Origin of the sequence: Litoribacter populi (assembly GCF_007483685.1) — a bacterium.
GTDB classification, from domain to species: domain Bacteria; phylum Bacteroidota; class Bacteroidia; order Cytophagales; family Cyclobacteriaceae; genus Litoribacter; species Litoribacter populi.
In genome coordinates this window covers 1,520,083-1,535,104 of record NZ_VMKN01000001.1, presented here as the reverse complement: position 1 = coordinate 1,535,104, position 15,022 = coordinate 1,520,083, and the positions used below count along the sequence as shown (strand labels likewise).

Annotated in this window: 16 protein-coding genes; 11 read left to right on the top strand and 5 right to left on the bottom strand. The window is 44.0% G+C overall.

From position 1 onward, the window contains the following. The first annotated feature begins 47 nt into the window (after window positions 1–47). From FPL27_RS06740 to FPL27_RS06690, 11 genes are all read left to right on the top strand, one after another. The gene (locus FPL27_RS06740) at window positions 48–419 is read left to right on the top strand and encodes a globin domain-containing protein (RefSeq protein WP_143960361.1); all 372 of its coding nucleotides are present in this window, start codon (window positions 48–50) and stop codon (window positions 417–419) included. Continuing rightward, window positions 420–1,220 (top strand): lysophospholipid acyltransferase family protein, encoded by an 801-nt coding sequence (locus FPL27_RS06735; protein ID WP_143960360.1) that lies wholly within the window; start codon window positions 420–422, stop codon window positions 1,218–1,220. Continuing rightward, on the top strand, window positions 1,207–1,494 hold the full coding sequence (gene gatC, locus FPL27_RS06730; RefSeq protein WP_143960359.1) for an Asp-tRNA(Asn)/Glu-tRNA(Gln) amidotransferase subunit GatC: 288 nt from the start codon (window positions 1,207–1,209) through the stop codon (window positions 1,492–1,494). The genes FPL27_RS06735 and gatC overlap by 14 nt, the downstream gene beginning before the upstream one ends. After that, window positions 1,494–4,283, top strand: coding sequence for a hypothetical protein (locus tag FPL27_RS06725; RefSeq protein ID WP_143960358.1), 2,790 nt, complete (start codon window positions 1,494–1,496; stop codon window positions 4,281–4,283). The genes gatC and FPL27_RS06725 overlap by 1 nt, the downstream gene beginning before the upstream one ends. Before the next feature lie 74 nt (window positions 4,284–4,357). Further along, window positions 4,358–5,089 (top strand): ABC transporter ATP-binding protein, encoded by a 732-nt coding sequence (locus FPL27_RS06720; RefSeq protein ID WP_143960357.1) that lies wholly within the window; start codon window positions 4,358–4,360, stop codon window positions 5,087–5,089. 25 nt (window positions 5,090–5,114) lie between these two features. Then, on the top strand, window positions 5,115–5,663 hold the full coding sequence (locus tag FPL27_RS06715; RefSeq protein WP_143960356.1) for a cob(I)yrinic acid a,c-diamide adenosyltransferase: 549 nt from the start codon (window positions 5,115–5,117) through the stop codon (window positions 5,661–5,663). A gap of 4 nt (window positions 5,664–5,667) precedes the next feature. Then, complete coding sequence (locus FPL27_RS06710) at window positions 5,668–6,735, top strand: branched-chain amino acid aminotransferase (RefSeq protein WP_143960355.1); 1,068 nt, start codon at window positions 5,668–5,670, stop codon at window positions 6,733–6,735. Window positions 6,736–6,801: 66 nt separating this feature from the next. Then, window positions 6,802–7,314 carry a hypothetical protein gene (locus FPL27_RS06705; protein ID WP_143960354.1) on the top strand — a complete coding sequence of 171 codons (513 nt, stop codon included), beginning with the start codon at window positions 6,802–6,804 and terminating at the stop codon, window positions 7,312–7,314. Between the two features lie 65 nt (window positions 7,315–7,379). Beyond that, window positions 7,380–8,481, top strand: a protein-coding gene (gene prfB / locus FPL27_RS06700) for a peptide chain release factor 2 (RefSeq protein ID WP_143960353.1) whose coding sequence is annotated in 2 segments (ribosomal slippage) — window positions 7,380–7,439 and window positions 7,441–8,481 — 1,101 coding nt in all. Because the reading frame shifts where the segments join, the coding sequence is not laid out codon by codon here. 70 nt (window positions 8,482–8,551) lie between these two features. Continuing rightward, window positions 8,552–9,730: an MFS transporter gene (locus FPL27_RS06695; RefSeq protein ID WP_143960352.1), complete on the top strand. Its 1,179-nt coding sequence runs from the start codon at window positions 8,552–8,554 to the stop codon at window positions 9,728–9,730. Between the two features lie 81 nt (window positions 9,731–9,811). Next, window positions 9,812–10,549, top strand: a complete 738-nt coding sequence (locus FPL27_RS06690; protein WP_143960351.1) for a lysoplasmalogenase family protein — start codon at window positions 9,812–9,814, stop codon at window positions 10,547–10,549. Here the strand turns inward: FPL27_RS06690 and FPL27_RS06685 are convergent. The 5 genes from FPL27_RS06685 to FPL27_RS06665 all read right to left on the bottom strand — a co-directional run bounded on the left by FPL27_RS06685 (window position 10,534) and on the right by FPL27_RS06665 (window position 15,022). After that, window positions 10,534–11,880 carry a M24 family metallopeptidase gene (locus tag FPL27_RS06685; protein ID WP_143960350.1) on the bottom strand — a complete coding sequence of 449 codons (1,347 nt, stop codon included), beginning with the start codon at window positions 11,878–11,880 and terminating at the stop codon, window positions 10,534–10,536. The genes FPL27_RS06690 and FPL27_RS06685 overlap by 16 nt on opposite strands. Further along, window positions 11,877–12,440, bottom strand: coding sequence for an acyl-CoA thioesterase (locus FPL27_RS06680; protein WP_143960349.1), 564 nt, complete (start codon window positions 12,438–12,440; stop codon window positions 11,877–11,879). The genes FPL27_RS06685 and FPL27_RS06680 overlap by 4 nt, the downstream gene beginning before the upstream one ends. Window positions 12,441–12,515: 75 nt before the next feature. Next, a complete protein-coding gene (locus FPL27_RS06675; protein ID WP_143960348.1) occupies window positions 12,516–13,880 on the bottom strand; it encodes an MATE family efflux transporter in 1,365 nt (454 codons plus the stop codon). Window positions 13,881–13,883: 3 nt separating this feature from the next. Beyond that, a complete protein-coding gene (locus tag FPL27_RS06670; protein ID WP_394348489.1) occupies window positions 13,884–14,435 on the bottom strand; it encodes an NUDIX domain-containing protein in 552 nt (183 codons plus the stop codon). 104 nt (window positions 14,436–14,539) lie between these two features. Continuing rightward, the gene (locus FPL27_RS06665; RefSeq protein WP_143960347.1) at window positions 14,540–15,022 is read right to left on the bottom strand and encodes an Lrp/AsnC family transcriptional regulator; all 483 of its coding nucleotides are present in this window, start codon (window positions 15,020–15,022) and stop codon (window positions 14,540–14,542) included.

The window sequence follows — 15,022 nt, the reverse complement described above, 5'->3', positions numbered from 1 at the left end:
CCAAGCATTTCGTTGTTTTTTAAGTATGTTTGTGCCAAAGTATAAGCATGCACGATTTCCAGACCATCTATAGCGCTATTGGAGAAGAAAAAATCAGAAAACTGACCGCTCATTTCTATCAAGAAGTGGCGTTGCACCCTGATCTGAGAGCACTTTACCCAGAGGAATTAGCACCGGCTGAGGAGAGGCTATTCCTTTTCCTGCTGCAGGTTTTCGGCGGACCTCAAACCTACAACGAAAAGCGTGGGCATCCTATGTTACGAAGGAGGCATTTCAACTGGGAAATCGGAGGAGAAATGAGGGACGCCTGGCTAAATGCCATGATGAAGGCCGTGGACAAAATGGACTTTGACCAAACCGTAAAAGATCAGATGTTGGGCTACTTTGTCAAAGTGGCCAACCACATGATGAACAAATAGATGAACACCCTCAGAAGAATATATTCCGTGTATGGAATGGTGGTATTTGCCATCACTTTCCTGCTTTTGCTGCCCATATTTGTGATCACCATCGAGGTGCCTGGGTTGAAAAAGTACGGGCGTATGCTCAACCGGGTGTGGGCCAAGTTCTTTTTTATTATGCTTTTCATCAGAGTTAAATACCAAAACCGCCACCACCTCAAGTTCAGCAAGCAATACATTATCGTAGCTAACCACTTTTCCTACTTAGACATCCCTGCTTTAGGACTGATTCCTAATGATGCGGTGTTTATTGGGAAAAGCTCTTTGGGCAAACTCCCCTTGTTCGGGTACATGTTCCGCAATCTGCATATTGCAGTAAACAGGAACAGCCTCAGAAGCCGTGGTGAGACAATTTTCAAAACCAAAGAGGCATTGGATGAGGGTAGTAGCGTGGTAATTTTTCCAGAAGGAGGCATCATTGCGCAGAACCCACCGGAGATGGGGAGGTTTAAAGACGGGGCATTCAAGGTGGCCATAGAGAAACAAATCCCCATTATTCCTGTAACTTTATCCTATAATCATTTAATTTTGCCGGACGATGGAAAACTGCTGTTGAACTATAAAAACATCAAGGTCGTTTTTCATCCACCGATTTCAGTGGAAGGTTTGGCCGTTAAAGCCGCCGGAGAGCTCAAGGAGCGCTGCTATAACATCATTCAGGAGCAACTTTGTAAGGACAATCCGCAGCCAGTTGCCGCGGAGCATCCCATACCGGACACCACCAACATCAAGAATTTAATAATACATGAAAATAGATAACAATACCCTTAAGAAAATCGCCCACCTGGCCAGACTTGAGTTTGACGAGGCAGGTGCTGAAAAAATGACTAAAGACATGACCCAGATCCTGGATTGGGTGGAAAAACTCAACGAGGTGGACACAGAGGGCGTAGAGCCTATCACCACCATGTCATCAGAGGTCAATGTATTGAGGGAAGACAAGGTCGGCGAGCATTTATCGCATGATAAGGGCCTTCAAAATGCCCCTCAGAAAGACTCTGATTATTTCAGGGTACCAAAAGTAATGGAATAATGCCGTTTTCAAGTCGTACGAGTTACCTCCTTTTTGGTCTGATATGCCTTATTGGAGGTGTACTTCTGATAGAAACAATCTACATCAACCCAGGTCGGGCCATGCCGCTCGAGCCGGGCATTTTTTCAGAAAAGATCAACATACCCCTCAAATTCCTAAACCTCGGACTTTGGCAATTGCCTCTGGAAGTTGAAAACTTTGTGCTTTTCCAAAACTTTGAGTCTCTCCCCCCTATCATCCAAAACAATTCCACTTTAGCATTTGGTATTGTCATTTGGTTACTGACCGCAGCAGGGATGGTACTTGTTTCCACCTTTAAGCGGGTACCCTTTATTGTTACTTCAGTGATTTTCATTGGGCTTTCCCTTTTAGCTGGTTTCAATGGCCTTAATATTGGAGGAATTAACACCCCTTATGGGCTACTAATCTGGATTCTTGGAATGGTGGCGCCAGCCATGCTCATCCATACCTTTGCAGACCATTGGCAAATTGGCAAACGGGCATTGGTAATTATTCCAATCGCTGTTTTGACTTTACCTATCCTGGCATTTTTGAGCCCAGTGGTAAATCCATACTTGATGATGGCCGAAAACTTAAGCCTTTTGGCAATGGGTTTTTCCTTCATATTCTTCGCATACATTGGCCATTCAGCTATTACAGGGCTATTTTACCTCTTGGTAAAACTCAACAAAGGTGTTGGAATCAAGGTCGTCTGGCATTTCATAGCCGTTTTCATTATTTACCTGATAGCTCTGATATTTGTGTATTTGGAAATCACAGGAAATGAAACCTTTGGCTTTCCTCTATTACCCATTCCATTTCTGTTTTTGCTAATTGGTGGATTGGGTTTCCTGGAAGTTCACCTCAAAACCAAGCAAATCGACCAACCCTACCCTTTTCCATCCATTGGGAAAAGCTTTTACCTGATCGGTTTTGCCATAGCTATCTTTACTTTCTGGAAAGCTGCTTTTTCAGTTAATCAGCCGATGCATGACTTCCTGAGGCATGGGTTTATCTATACCCAGATCGCTTTCAGCACCCTTTTCTTCGCCTATGTGCTTGCCAATTTCTCCAATCTGATGAACAGTGGTCAAATGGTACACAGGGTGTTGTTTGAGCCAAAACTCTTCGCGTATATCCACATGAGACTGGGGGCCTTGATTGGTATGCTCAGTTTGATCATGTTTGCTGATGGGGTGATAGGATTACAATTTAGCGCAAGTTCCACCAATTTGACCGCCGATTATTACTACGCGACCAATCGCCCTCTGGAAGCGGGGATTCTTTATGAAAACTCTTGGGACCGGTACCGCCGCAACCCAAAAGCTAAAAATGCTTCTGCCCATCTTAAACTGACGCAAAGGCAACCCACCCTTGCCAAGAGGGAGCTTGAACAAGGACTGGAGGTAGCTCCTACTGTTAGCGATATAATACTTTTATCTTCGGTTTTGCACAAGGAAAATAAAATCCTGGATGCCATTTTCTACCTGACCAAAGGACTAGAAATCTTCCCTGGCAACATCCATTTAAGTAATAACTTGGCCTTGCTACAAAGCAAAATCAACAAGTCCGAGGATGCTTATGCGCTTTTGGAAAATGTATCAGAAAAAGAAAAAGTGGTCTTGGCCAATAAGATCGGGCTTAAAGTAAAGCACCTGATTCGATTTGAGGATGAGCTTGATCCAGGAAATGACCTTATTGCACAGGTCAACAGTCTGGCCTTTCACAACCAAAAAGGGAATATCGCCCCGTTTACCTTGGATGAAGAGAAAGATGACCGCACTCCCTTATTGGAGCGGGCCATTCTGACCAACCAGTGGAGCAACCAACCTACTAAAACGCTAACAGAGGATCTGGAGTTTTTGGACCAGAAACTTGAAGAAGAACGTCCTCCCCATGAAGAAGAGGAATGGCGACAGTTAAGAGTCCTGCGTACCTTGCAGGCCAACCGGATCAATGAAGCAGTGGAGTACAGCAATGGGCTGGCCTTTGGATTTGCTAGTTCGGCAGGATATTACCATCACCTTACAGCAATGATTTTGGCTGGAGAACTTGATTTTGACAAGTCTTCAAAGGAGCTTCAGCAGGCCGAAGAAAAAGGCTTCCGGAATTTCAAGCCTGAACATTTAGCCATACTTTATTATGGTGGCAAGCAGGATTTGGCAAAACGTATTTCGCTTCAATACCAGGTTGACTGGCCGGAATGGTTGAATTTGGAGGAGGAAGTAAATGTCGAAACCCAAGAGGAGCGGTTTTTCAATGCTTTGGCTAGGCTTCTTCCTGCCGCAAAACAAGAGGCCTTGGATAGAATAGCCACACTTGATGATGTGGATATGCGGTCAAGGTTGGCATATGAGACACTTTGGAGAAAAGCCCATTGGTTTGATGAAAGGGAACTGGAAGGGCTGCAGTCATTAGTATTGCAGTCGGCTACTTTTCAACAAGAAGAGCAGTACATTTCTGAGCTTATAAAAATGCTGAAATCCGGGGAATGGAAAGAGCCTGGGCACGAAAGATTGCGAAAAATGGTGGATGGTAGCGATTTGGCAGCAAATGCTTATTGGACACCATTGGTCCTAAAAGCCGTGGAAGCTGAGGAGAACCTTATGGAGAAATACATTATCCTTCAAGAGGCCATTAGCTTCAATAGAGATCCTTTGTTGTGGATAAATTTTGTAAAATACAGTAGACAAGCAGGCCTGCATCAGTATGGAAGTGAAGCATTAAGTGATATGAGGAGCTGGGTGGATGATCAAACTCTTGAGAATCTTCAGATTAAACACTTTTAATACCGTTTGTCGTAGATGATACCATAAAAATCCTTTGAAAACCGTATATTGAAATCCTAAAATAATTTTACACGATGGGAAAAGTAATCGAAACCAGTGACATTCAGAAGGTTTATAGAATGGGCGCCGAAGAGGTGCATGCGTTAAAATCTATTTCCATCACGGTCGACAGAGGAGAATATGTGGCATTTATGGGCCCATCAGGTTCCGGAAAGTCCACTTTGATGAATATCATAGGCTGCCTGGATACTCCAACGGCCGGTTCTTATATCCTTAACAACAAGGATGTAAGTGACATGACCGAAAACGAGCTAGCCGAAATTAGAAACCGGGAAATTGGGTTTGTTTTCCAAACCTTCAACCTTTTGCCTCGAGCATCCTGTCTTGAAAACGTGGCCCTGCCACTAATATATGCTGGATATGGCAAATCTGACCGACATGACAAGGCATACATGGCCCTCAAAAGTGTAGGACTTGCCGACAGGGTGAGCCATAAACCTAACGAACTTTCAGGGGGGCAGCGACAAAGGGTAGCTATCGCAAGAGCACTAGTCAATGATCCAAGTATCATCCTTGCCGATGAACCTACCGGTAACTTGGACTCCAAAACCTCCTATGACATCATGGGTCTTTTTGAGGAATTACACTCCAAGGGCAACACCATCATCATGGTAACCCACGAAGACGACATCGCACATTATGCGCACCGAATAGTGAGACTAAGGGATGGCCTGGTGGAGTCTGACACCATAAATCAAACACCATCAAGAGCCATAGTAAAACAGGAAGCCCATAATTTGGGTTAACAATTAACCAACTTTCATTTTTTCCATGAAAATATACACCAAATCAGGAGACAAAGGTACTACCTCTCTACTGGGAGGAACCCGTGTGTCCAAAGCCCACTTGCGAATTGATGCTTACGGGACTGTAGATGAACTTAATTCATGTATAGGGTTGCTGAAAGATCAGGAAGTCAACTCTAAAAGGGGTGATTTTTTGAAGGATATACAGGATAGGCTTTTTACTATCGGAGCGGCCTTGGCCACAGCCCCAGGCAAAGAAAATGTAAAGAGACCTGATATCCGTGAAGAAGATGTAGAATTGTTGGAAAAGGCCATCGATGAAATGGAAAGCCATCTGGAACCACTAAAAAACTTTGTATTGCCGGGTGGCCACCAAGCTGTTTCTTTTTGTCATTTGGCAAGGACGGTATGCAGAAGAACGGAAAGATGCGTCATTTTACTCAATGAATCTGAGCATGTGGACGAGTTGATTGCCACTTATATTAACCGCCTTTCCGATTATCTATTTGTATTAGGGAGGCTCATGGCCAAAGAATTGAATATTAACGAGGTTCTCTGGGAACCAAGAAAATAATAACATGAACACTACCATAGAAATCCAAATTAACCAGACCGCCAATTCAAAACTTGACCAAACTGATTTTGACAATCTTCAGTTTGGCCAAACCATCAGTGACCACATGTTTGTGGCCGATTACAAAGATGGAGAATGGGGCGACTTTAGAATTGAGCCATATGCTCCCCTAACCCTCAATCCGGCCAACTCTACCCTACATTATGGGCAATCTGTATTTGAAGGAATGAAGGCCTACAAAAACAAGGAGGGAGAAACACTTATTTTCAGACCAGAGGAAAACCAAAAAAGGTTGAATGTGTCCGCCCAAAGAATGTGCATACCAGAAGTTCCGGAGGAGGTCTTCATGGATGGATTGAAAAAGCTTTTGGAGGTGGACAATGCCTGGATCCCAAACAAAGACGGTTATTCACTCTACATCCGACCATTTGTTTTTGCTACAGACGATTATTTGGGTATCAGACCATCAAGCAATTATAAATTCATCATCTTCACCTGTCCGGTTGGCCATTACTACGCCAAACCTGTAAAAGTTAAAGTAGAAACAGAGTATAGCCGTGCGGCGGAAGGTGGAACCGGCTATGCAAAAGCTGCCGGCAACTATGCTGGGTCGCTGTACCCCGCCCTACTAGCTCAGAAGGAAGGCTACGACCAACTCCTTTGGACTGACGCCAAATCCCATCAATTAATTGAGGAAAGCGGCACGATGAATATCATGTTCCTGATCAACAATTCACTTATCACAGCTCCTTTGACAACAAGTACCATTTTGGCGGGAATCACGCGCGAAAGCGTCCTGATTTTGGCCAAAGAGATGGGACTAGATGTGGAAGAAAGATTCCTTAGAGTTGCCGAATTGGAGGAAGCCTTGGAACAAGGCACTGTGGTAGAGGCTTTTGGTACTGGTACGGCAGCTACCATCGCTCACATCTCCTTAATTTGTGTAAACGGAAAAGACTATACCCTCCCGGAAAAACCCAGCGATGCCTTCAGCTACAGAGTATTGGAGGAACTTGACGCCATTAAGTATGGTAAAAAAGAAGACCCCTACGGCTGGATAGCAAAACTTTAAAATAGAGAGCAACATCCAATAAGGTGTTGCTCTTTTTATTCAGAAACCTCATTTCCATTTGAATATATGAAAGCATTGTTATTTACATTGGTATGTTTTTTTTGCCTGGAGGCTACCTTTGCTCAGCATTTGCTGCTCTTGCAGAGAGGAGGCAATAAGAAAACAAGAATCATCTATGAGGTTGGGGAAGAAATAACATATAGACAGACAGATGCCGATTTTTTCTATACCGATGTAATAACGGAGATCCAGCAGGACATCATCGTCATGCGGGAAAATGTCTTAAAACCAGAGCAGATCGCCGTGGTGGATATCAGGCACAAAGACGAAAGAAATCAGACCATTCGGAATCTCTCCACGCTAACCGCCGGGGCAGGAGCCCTTTGGCTCACTGCAGAGACTATCAACAGTCTTTATCATGAAGGGCGGTTGAGTTATAGCACAGGCGGATTGATATTGTCAGGAGCGCTTTTTGCTACAAGTGGGATCATATCCTTGACAAAATATAAATATTTTAGAAATCGGGGGCGCAACCGGATACAGCTTATAAGGCAGGAACCGGAAGACCAAATAGATTGAATAGCCATTAGGTAAAACGGTTTTAAATTTCGAAATTTGCACCCTCAAAATTAAACGAATTTATTATGACATCAGACGGGTTGAAAGACCTGAAGGCGCGTGTTACGGCCTTGAGGAGGTATCTTTGACTACGATCGTAAGAAAGTAGAAATCGAAGACCTAGAGGCGGTTTCCGCCCAACCGGACTTCTGGAACGATCCGGAAGAAGCCGAAAAAACAATGAAAGTAATCCAAGCAAGAAAGGCTTGGACTTCTGCCTATGAAAAAGTAGACACCCAGGTACAGGATCTGGAAGTTCTCTATGAATTTTATAATGCCGGCGATGTCGGTGAGGAGGAGCTTAAAGCTGATTATACAAAAGCTCTTTCTGATGTAGAGGATCTGGAATTGAAAAAGATGCTCAGTAGCGAGGAAGACCAACTGAGCGCTATGTTGGAAATCAACCCAGGTGCAGGCGGTACAGAAAGTAATGACTGGGCCTCCATCCTTATGAGGATGTACATCATGTGGGGAGAGAAAAATGGCTACAAAGTCCGTGAAGTAGACCTTCAAGAAGGTGAAGTTGCAGGTATCAAGTCGGTGACTTTGGAGTTTGACGGCCCTTTGGCTTATGGGTTTCTAAAATCTGAGATTGGCGTACACCGCTTGGTGAGGATATCACCTTTTGATAGTGGCGGACGAAGACACACATCTTTTGCATCAGTATACGCTTATCCGGTGGTGGATGATACCATTGAGATTGAAATCAATCCTTCCGATATAGAGCTTCATACTTCCCGCTCAGGTGGTGCGGGTGGACAGAATGTAAACAAGGTGGAAACCAAGGTACAATTGACTCACAAGCCCACTGGTATTGTGGTAGTATGTCAAATTGAGCGTTCTCAGTTGGCCAACAGAGAAAAAGCCATGCAGATGCTTAAGTCCAGGCTTTACCAAATGGAAATGGAAAAGCGGAATGCCGAAAGAGCCAAGGTGGAATCAGGAAAGATGCGAATCGACTTCGGCTCTCAAATCCGTAACTATGTACTGCATCCTTATAAACTCATCAAAGATGCCCGGACAGGTCACGAAACATCCGATGTACAATCCGTACTAGATGGGGGCCTCAATGAATTCATCAAGGCATACTTACTTGCCCAAAGTGAAGAAGAATCAAAACAGGATTAAAAATCGTCAATCCCTAAGATAAGATTAAAGGCACTGCAGAAAGCGGTGCCTTTGATCATTGAACCAAAACATGAAATTTCGGCCTTCTTTCTTCACTTTAGACTTCATGTTGCTTTGCATAAGTTCATTCCTGTTCTTTGCGAGTTTCAACATGATAGTACCCGAATTGCCTTCCTACCTGACTTCATTAGGCGGGGAGGATTACAAGGGGTTGATTATTTCTTTGTTTACTTTGACGGCTGGGCTTTCTAGACCTTTCAGTGGAAAACTTGCTGACAAGATTGGAAGGATTCCGGTGATGGTTTTTGGAGCGTTGATCTGCTTTGGGGTAAGCTTACTGTATCCGGTCATGACTACGATCGGGGGATTTCTGTTTTTAAGGTTTATTCATGGATTTTCAACAGGTTTTACTCCAACAGGGACATCAGCATATGTAGCTGATATTGTCCCTTTTCAGCGGAGAGGGGAAGCTATGGGGATGCAGTCATTGTTTAGTTCGCTAGGAATGGCCGCTGGACCAGCTTTGGGTGGTTATATTGCAGCTATATATGGTTTGACCCCTCTTTTCTATCTATCCGCAATCATAGCACTTTTGTCTGTTGTTATTCTTTTCAGGTTAAAAGAAACTGTAACCGACAAAGAGAAGCTTAACAGAAGTCACTTCACCCTCCAAAGGCACGAGATTATCGAGAAACGTGTGGTGGACCCAGCAGTAGTTTTGTTCTTCACTGTTTTTTCCTTCGGTATAATTCTGACCATAATTCCTGATTACTCCGAGCACTTGGGCATAAAAAACAAAGGGTTGTTTTTTGCAGTCTTCACCCTTTCCTCACTGGCAATTAGAATAATAGCCGGCAAGACTTCAGATAGATATGGACGGATTCCAGTCATCAAGATGGCTACTTTCATTATGGCACTATCTATGTTAATTATAGCCTATGCGGATAGCAAACTGACGCTCATGATCGGCGGAGTGCTTTTCGGTTGCTCGGTGGGAATGAACTCACCCACAGTCACCGCTTGGACTATTGACCTATCTTTGGATGCCTATAGAGGCAGGGCGTTGGCCACCATGTACATCGCTCTTGAGGCGGGAATTGGCGTAGGGGCATTGTTTTCCGGCTGGCTTTACGCTAACCAAGCAGACAACTTTAAGATGGTTTTTTTGCTGGGCACAGTTAGTGCATTGATTGCGCTTATCTATCTTTTCACCCTTTCATACAAGAGAAAATATTTGATAGCCAAATAATTGCAAAACATTTTGATAATATATCTTTAATTTATTTATTGAAAGTTGATACTTTATTGCAAAAGTCTTTTCTCCAAGGTGATGATAGCCAATAACAGAACATTTATGTTGGGGTACACTTTTATTACTCTAGTAGCCATATTTAGCGCGCTGCTAGGTGGTGGGAGCAACCTTATTCATTACCTAAGCCGACTTCTAATCGTTCCAGCAATTTTATTTGCGCTCATTACTTTGTTCAAAAAATTTGAACATCCTCTCATCCCTATTCTGATCACAGGTACATTCTTCAAGTTTTTGGGCGATATATTTTTTATGGTGGATTTTGAGATCATTCTTTTTAGGATGCTTGGCCTCTGTAGTTTCATAGTGGCCAATATAGCCTATGGTCTGATGTTTTTCCTATCTTTTCAGCAAAAGCCAAAGTTCAAAAAAGATACTTTTTTCCTTCCGGAAATTTTATTCATCATGATTATCCTTACTGTCCTACTGGTGATCTTTCCGCATTTAGGTGTTTTTAAAACCCCTGTGCTTATTTATAGCATCTTCTTGGCTTTGACCATGACGGCTGCCTTCAGGAGAAGAAAATACCTAAAGCCCAGGACCTATGTTCCTGTCTTGGTGGGGTCCATCCTATTTTTGACCGTAGATATCCTGCATAGCATGGGGCTATTCTATCAGGACCCTATCAGGATAGTGGTTTTGGTCGCAGCATATAGCCTTGGACATTACTTTGTGATAGAAGGAATGAGCCTCCAATTTCGGGATGAGATACCAGAAGATCATTCCCCTTCAATTGAACCTTCTTATGGGTTGAGGTAAGTGGAGCGTCTGGGAACAGGCAAAATCTCCGTTTGTCTTCCATTGATATAAGTAACTTTCTCCCCGTCAAAAAACGCCTCTTCTTCCAACATCACCCGGATGTCTTTGCCCCATTCTTTAACAAAAACTTCAGCATTCAACTCTATGGACAATGCGGTATTAGGATACAGAGGATAGTCTCCAGAACCAGGCGTGTCACCTTGATTGTCCCACATGCCGATAGTAGGTCCCGCTGCATGGCCATGATAACCTATGGGATGGGTATAGATAGTTGCCTTGATGTTTTCCTTTTCGGCCATTTCCAAACTACGTCTCAAAATCTCATTCCCGCTTCTTCCTGTTTCAAATTGGCTAGTCAAAATATCCTGCAACCTATTACCTTCTTTAAGGGCTTCTTCCAAGAAAGCCGGAACTTCCGTTTCCCCTGGTTTTAATACATAGGCCAACTGCTGTGTATCGGTATTCAATCTCAAGTAGGTAATACCGAAATCCATATGGAGCAAATCTCCCGGCATGATTACCTCAGCATCCGGCCGGCTGGCAAATGACTTCAAGGTCTTTTCGCTTTCCGCTCGCTGTATGTCTACTGTGGGATGAAACCAAGTATCCAACTTTAATTCCTTGACCCTTTCCCGATACCACCATACCACATCATCGGTAGTGGTAACGCCGGGGGTAATTACTTTCTCAGAAAGCCCTTCCGCAATAATCTCGTGAGCGACACCAACTATATGCCTGTAGGTAGCCATTTCAGCAGGTGTGCGGGTTTCCAGCCAACCCACAGCAAGGTTTTCCGCAGACACCACCTTTTCTTTCAGGTCTTCGGGGAGATACTCCATCAGTAGGTTATATTCTGTAGCATTCAGTCCATCGGCATGGCCATAGTTATCAGCCATATTCACTCCGATTTTTGACGGGTTACGCTCTTCAATCAACCTAGCGAGCTGCTCCCATTGGTCGGGGGTCTCCTCGGGGTCCCAGGCTTTTTTGAATGCCCGGCCCACATCATACCTGGCCACAGCAAGTTTTTCAATATCCTTCCCCTCACCTTGGTCATATAGGAGCAACATAGTCCTTCTTCTGGCCGCATGCCAAGTGGCCGGCAGCAAGGTGCGGATTACGGGGTCCTCATTGTATTCGCGACTTACAACAAACCACATGTCTATTCCCTCCCGTCGCATGAGCTCAGGAAGAGTGATGTCCAGTTTATCGTTGAGCCATTGATCAATCACCTCTGCCTGCTCCCGTTGGCTCATTACGTGGGACTGGGCATTGGATTCGGAGAAAGCTATGGTTAAAGCAAAGGCAGCGGTCAGGATGGTCTTTTTCATAAGTCAGCTTTATTGATACACCGTTGGTTCTTCAGCAGGTCTATAATATCCTCATCTTCCCAGTGGCTTTTGATGTCCTTGAGACTTTCTCCGTAGTTTTTCTTGAACTTTCTTCTATAGATTGCCTCCACAAATCTTCGCAAGTCTGTGGGGGTTTCCAAAATCAATTTGGGAACGGTATAGGGCTCGTCATCCTCGCCTTTTGCCACCATAGTGAAATAACTCGTGTTGGTATGGTTTACCTTTCCACTTTTGACATTTTCGGATATCACTTTGATCCCAATGACCATGGAGCTGTTGCCCACATAATTGATCGAGGCCTTGAGGGATACCAGCTCCCCTACTGAAACAGGCTTGAGGAAATCAACCGTATCCACCGATACGGTCACGCAATAGGCCCCGCTGTGCTTACTTGCACAGGCATAGGCAACTTTATCCATTAGTGAAAGTAATATACCCCCATGGATCTTCCCGCCAAAGTTGGCGTAACTGGGGATCATGAGTTCTGTGATGGTGGTACGACTAAAATTTATCGAGCGTGCTTCTATCTTATTTTCCATATTCAAAAATTGTAAGATTGGAAAATAGCTAAAAATGTTGAATTGAACCAACTGGAGGAGAATAAAGCACCGGATTTAGTCTAAAACCGGTGCTTTTGTCTCTTTCAGAAGCCTCTCGCTGAGCTTGTGGAACCGCCAAAGCAGCATTATACCCGTAGAGGTCAAGCCTATCAAAAGGCCATACCATATCCCCTTTTCTTGCATATTGAGTACAAAGGCAAAGAAATAGCCCAACGGAAGTCCCAATACCCAATAGGCGACCAACGTCACTAGCGTCGGAACTTTCACGTCTGACATCCCTCTCAACGCTCCCAAACCCACTACCTGAATCCCATCCGAAAGCTGGAAGATTCCGGCAATGACCAGCAACGATGCTGTCATTTCAATCACCGGAAGTTCATCGATGTAGAGTGTGGGGAGGAAATTACGAAAAACTATAAATATAAAGGCAAAACAAAGCATGAATAAGGCTACCATTCCAAAGATGGTAAAACCTGCTTCCCGAAGCGTTTTAATATCATTTCGACCCAGCTGATTTCCTACCCGAACCATGGCTGCAGCGGAAAGGCCGGAAGCCATCATATAACTTATCGATGCTAAGTTGATTGCGATCTGATGGGCGGCAAGGGCATTGACCCCAATCCAGCCCATCATGATGGCTGCGGCACTGAACGCTCCTACCTCGAAAATAAATTGAAAACCTGTCGGCACCCCGATTTTCAGCATTTTGGAAATCATTGGGAAACTCAGTTTTTTGAAGCCAAACCCAATTTTATACTCCGTATATCTTTTGGAGTGCCAAACGTAATACCACATGATAAGCCCCATCAACACACGGGAAATCAAGGTAGCCCAGCCGGCGCCGTTTAGTCCCATCTCAGGAAATCCAAGTTTACCGTAGATCAAGACCCAATTTAGGAATACGTTGATCAGGTTACAGAAAATGGTGATAAACATGGCCTGCTTCGTCTGTGACAATCCCTCTGCAAACTGCTTGAAGGTTTGGAAAAACATGAAAGGAATCAAAGAAAGCGTAATGATACCCAAATACGGTATTGCCAGTCTAACTACCTCCTCAGGCTGGTTCAGATATCCTAGTGATGGAGCCGCCAAGACAATGATCAAAAATAGAACAAAGGCAGAAAACATATTGATGACAAACCCATGCTTAAAGAGTTTAGCGATACGCTTTCGGCTTCCTTTCCCATCAGCAGCAGCCACCAATGGTGTGATAGCCATGGATACACCAATCCCGAACATGAGCACCACAAAAAAGATACTGTTGGCCAAGGATGCAGCAGCCAAAGGCTCGGCCCCTAAGCGCCCCACCATCATACTATCGGCTACCCCAACCAAAACCTGTCCAAGTTGACTTAACATCACCGGATACGCCAGATTGAAGGTGCGATTGAAATGCTCTTTATACGTAAGTTGAGTCATCTGTTATTTAACATCTAAAAGTCTACTTACTTTCAACAATCCCGCTATGCTGATGGAATCCGTGATTTTCCCATCCATCACCATATCGATGGCCTCTGATAATTTAAGTTTCTTGATATGCAGCTCTTCGGTTTCCTCAAAATTAGTTTCCCCCTGAGTTAATTCAGTTGCCAAAAAGACGAAACCTTCTTCATCTGCCACCGAATTTGAGGTATGGATTCGCATGATGTTCTCCCATTTTAGGGCTGAGAGACCTGTTTCTTCCTGCAGCTCTCTTTTGGCGCTTTCGAGCATATCAATCTCCAGCGGGCCTCCACCCATAGGTATTTCCCAAGAGTATTCTTGAAGGGTATACCTATATTGCCCCACCAACCAAGTATAACCTTCTTCATCCACAGGAATGATGCCCAAGGCTTTGTTTTTGAAGTGCACCTTCCCGTAAATCCCATTGGTTCCTGTAGGGGTGACCACCTTGTGCTCCTCCACAGAAATCCAGGGATTATCGTATTTTGGCGAGGTAGACAGGGTAGTCCAGGGATTTTTTGTTTCCATCATCTTTTAACCAAATGCGGGACCCAATCAGTCAGTCCCGTGATACAAAGTTAAACAACAAAAAAAGGGTGACCGCTAAGCCACCCTCAAACTTTTTGAAGTCTTTTTTAAGCAGGTATCGGAAGGACTTTGCTATCCTTGAAAGTAGACAGGATTACCATTGATTGCATGGAATCCACTTCTTTAATCTCTGAAACTCTTTCCAACATCAGCTTTTGGTAAGCAGTGATATCTTTAGCGATGATCTTAAGAATAAAATCACCGGTACCCGTGATGTGGTGACATTCGATTACTTCCTGAATGAGGTTGATTTCTTTCATGAAGGCATCGATATTACCTTTATTGTGGCCTACTAAACCTACCAAAACGAAGGTACTTACACCTAGTCCGATTTTCTCAGGGTCAAGTTTGGCATGGTAACTTTTGATAATCCCAGATTGCTCCAGCTTCTTCACCCTCTCCAAGGTAGGTGCAGGGGAAAGCCCAATGTCTTTTGAAAGCTGAGCATTAGTGATTTTTGCGTTAGCCTGAAGGATTTCTAAAATCTTCCTGTCAATCTTGTCAAATTTTACTTTGATGCTATTATCCAT

Bases quoted from the DNA above. Each gene is read 5' to 3' on its own strand.
- FPL27_RS06690 (WP_143960351.1), top strand. From the start codon at position 9,812: ATGATAGCCAATAACAGAACATTTATGTTGGGGTACACTTTTATTACT.
- gatC (WP_143960359.1), top strand. From the start codon at position 1,207: ATGAAAATAGATAACAATACCCTTAAGAAAATCGCCCACCTGGCCAGA.
- FPL27_RS06735 (WP_143960360.1), top strand. From the start codon at position 420: ATGAACACCCTCAGAAGAATATATTCCGTGTATGGAATGGTGGTATTT.
- FPL27_RS06705 (WP_143960354.1), top strand. From the start codon at position 6,802: ATGAAAGCATTGTTATTTACATTGGTATGTTTTTTTTGCCTGGAGGCT.
- FPL27_RS06680 (WP_143960349.1), bottom strand. From the start codon at position 12,440: ATGGAAAATAAGATAGAAGCACGCTCGATAAATTTTAGTCGTACCACC.
- FPL27_RS06725 (WP_143960358.1), top strand. From the start codon at position 1,494: ATGCCGTTTTCAAGTCGTACGAGTTACCTCCTTTTTGGTCTGATATGC.
- FPL27_RS06675 (WP_143960348.1), bottom strand. From the start codon at position 13,880: ATGACTCAACTTACGTATAAAGAGCATTTCAATCGCACCTTCAATCTG.
- FPL27_RS06670 (WP_394348489.1), bottom strand. From the start codon at position 14,435: ATGATGGAAACAAAAAATCCCTGGACTACCCTGTCTACCTCGCCAAAA.
- FPL27_RS06685 (WP_143960350.1), bottom strand. From the start codon at position 11,880: ATGAAAAAGACCATCCTGACCGCTGCCTTTGCTTTAACCATAGCTTTC.
- FPL27_RS06665 (WP_143960347.1), bottom strand. From the start codon at position 15,022: ATGGATAATAGCATCAAAGTAAAATTTGACAAGATTGACAGGAAGATT.
- FPL27_RS06715 (WP_143960356.1), top strand. From the start codon at position 5,115: ATGAAAATATACACCAAATCAGGAGACAAAGGTACTACCTCTCTACTG.
- FPL27_RS06710 (WP_143960355.1), top strand. From the start codon at position 5,668: ATGAACACTACCATAGAAATCCAAATTAACCAGACCGCCAATTCAAAA.
- FPL27_RS06695 (WP_143960352.1), top strand. From the start codon at position 8,552: ATGAAATTTCGGCCTTCTTTCTTCACTTTAGACTTCATGTTGCTTTGC.
- FPL27_RS06720 (WP_143960357.1), top strand. From the start codon at position 4,358: ATGGGAAAAGTAATCGAAACCAGTGACATTCAGAAGGTTTATAGAATG.
- FPL27_RS06740 (WP_143960361.1), top strand. From the start codon at position 48: ATGCACGATTTCCAGACCATCTATAGCGCTATTGGAGAAGAAAAAATC.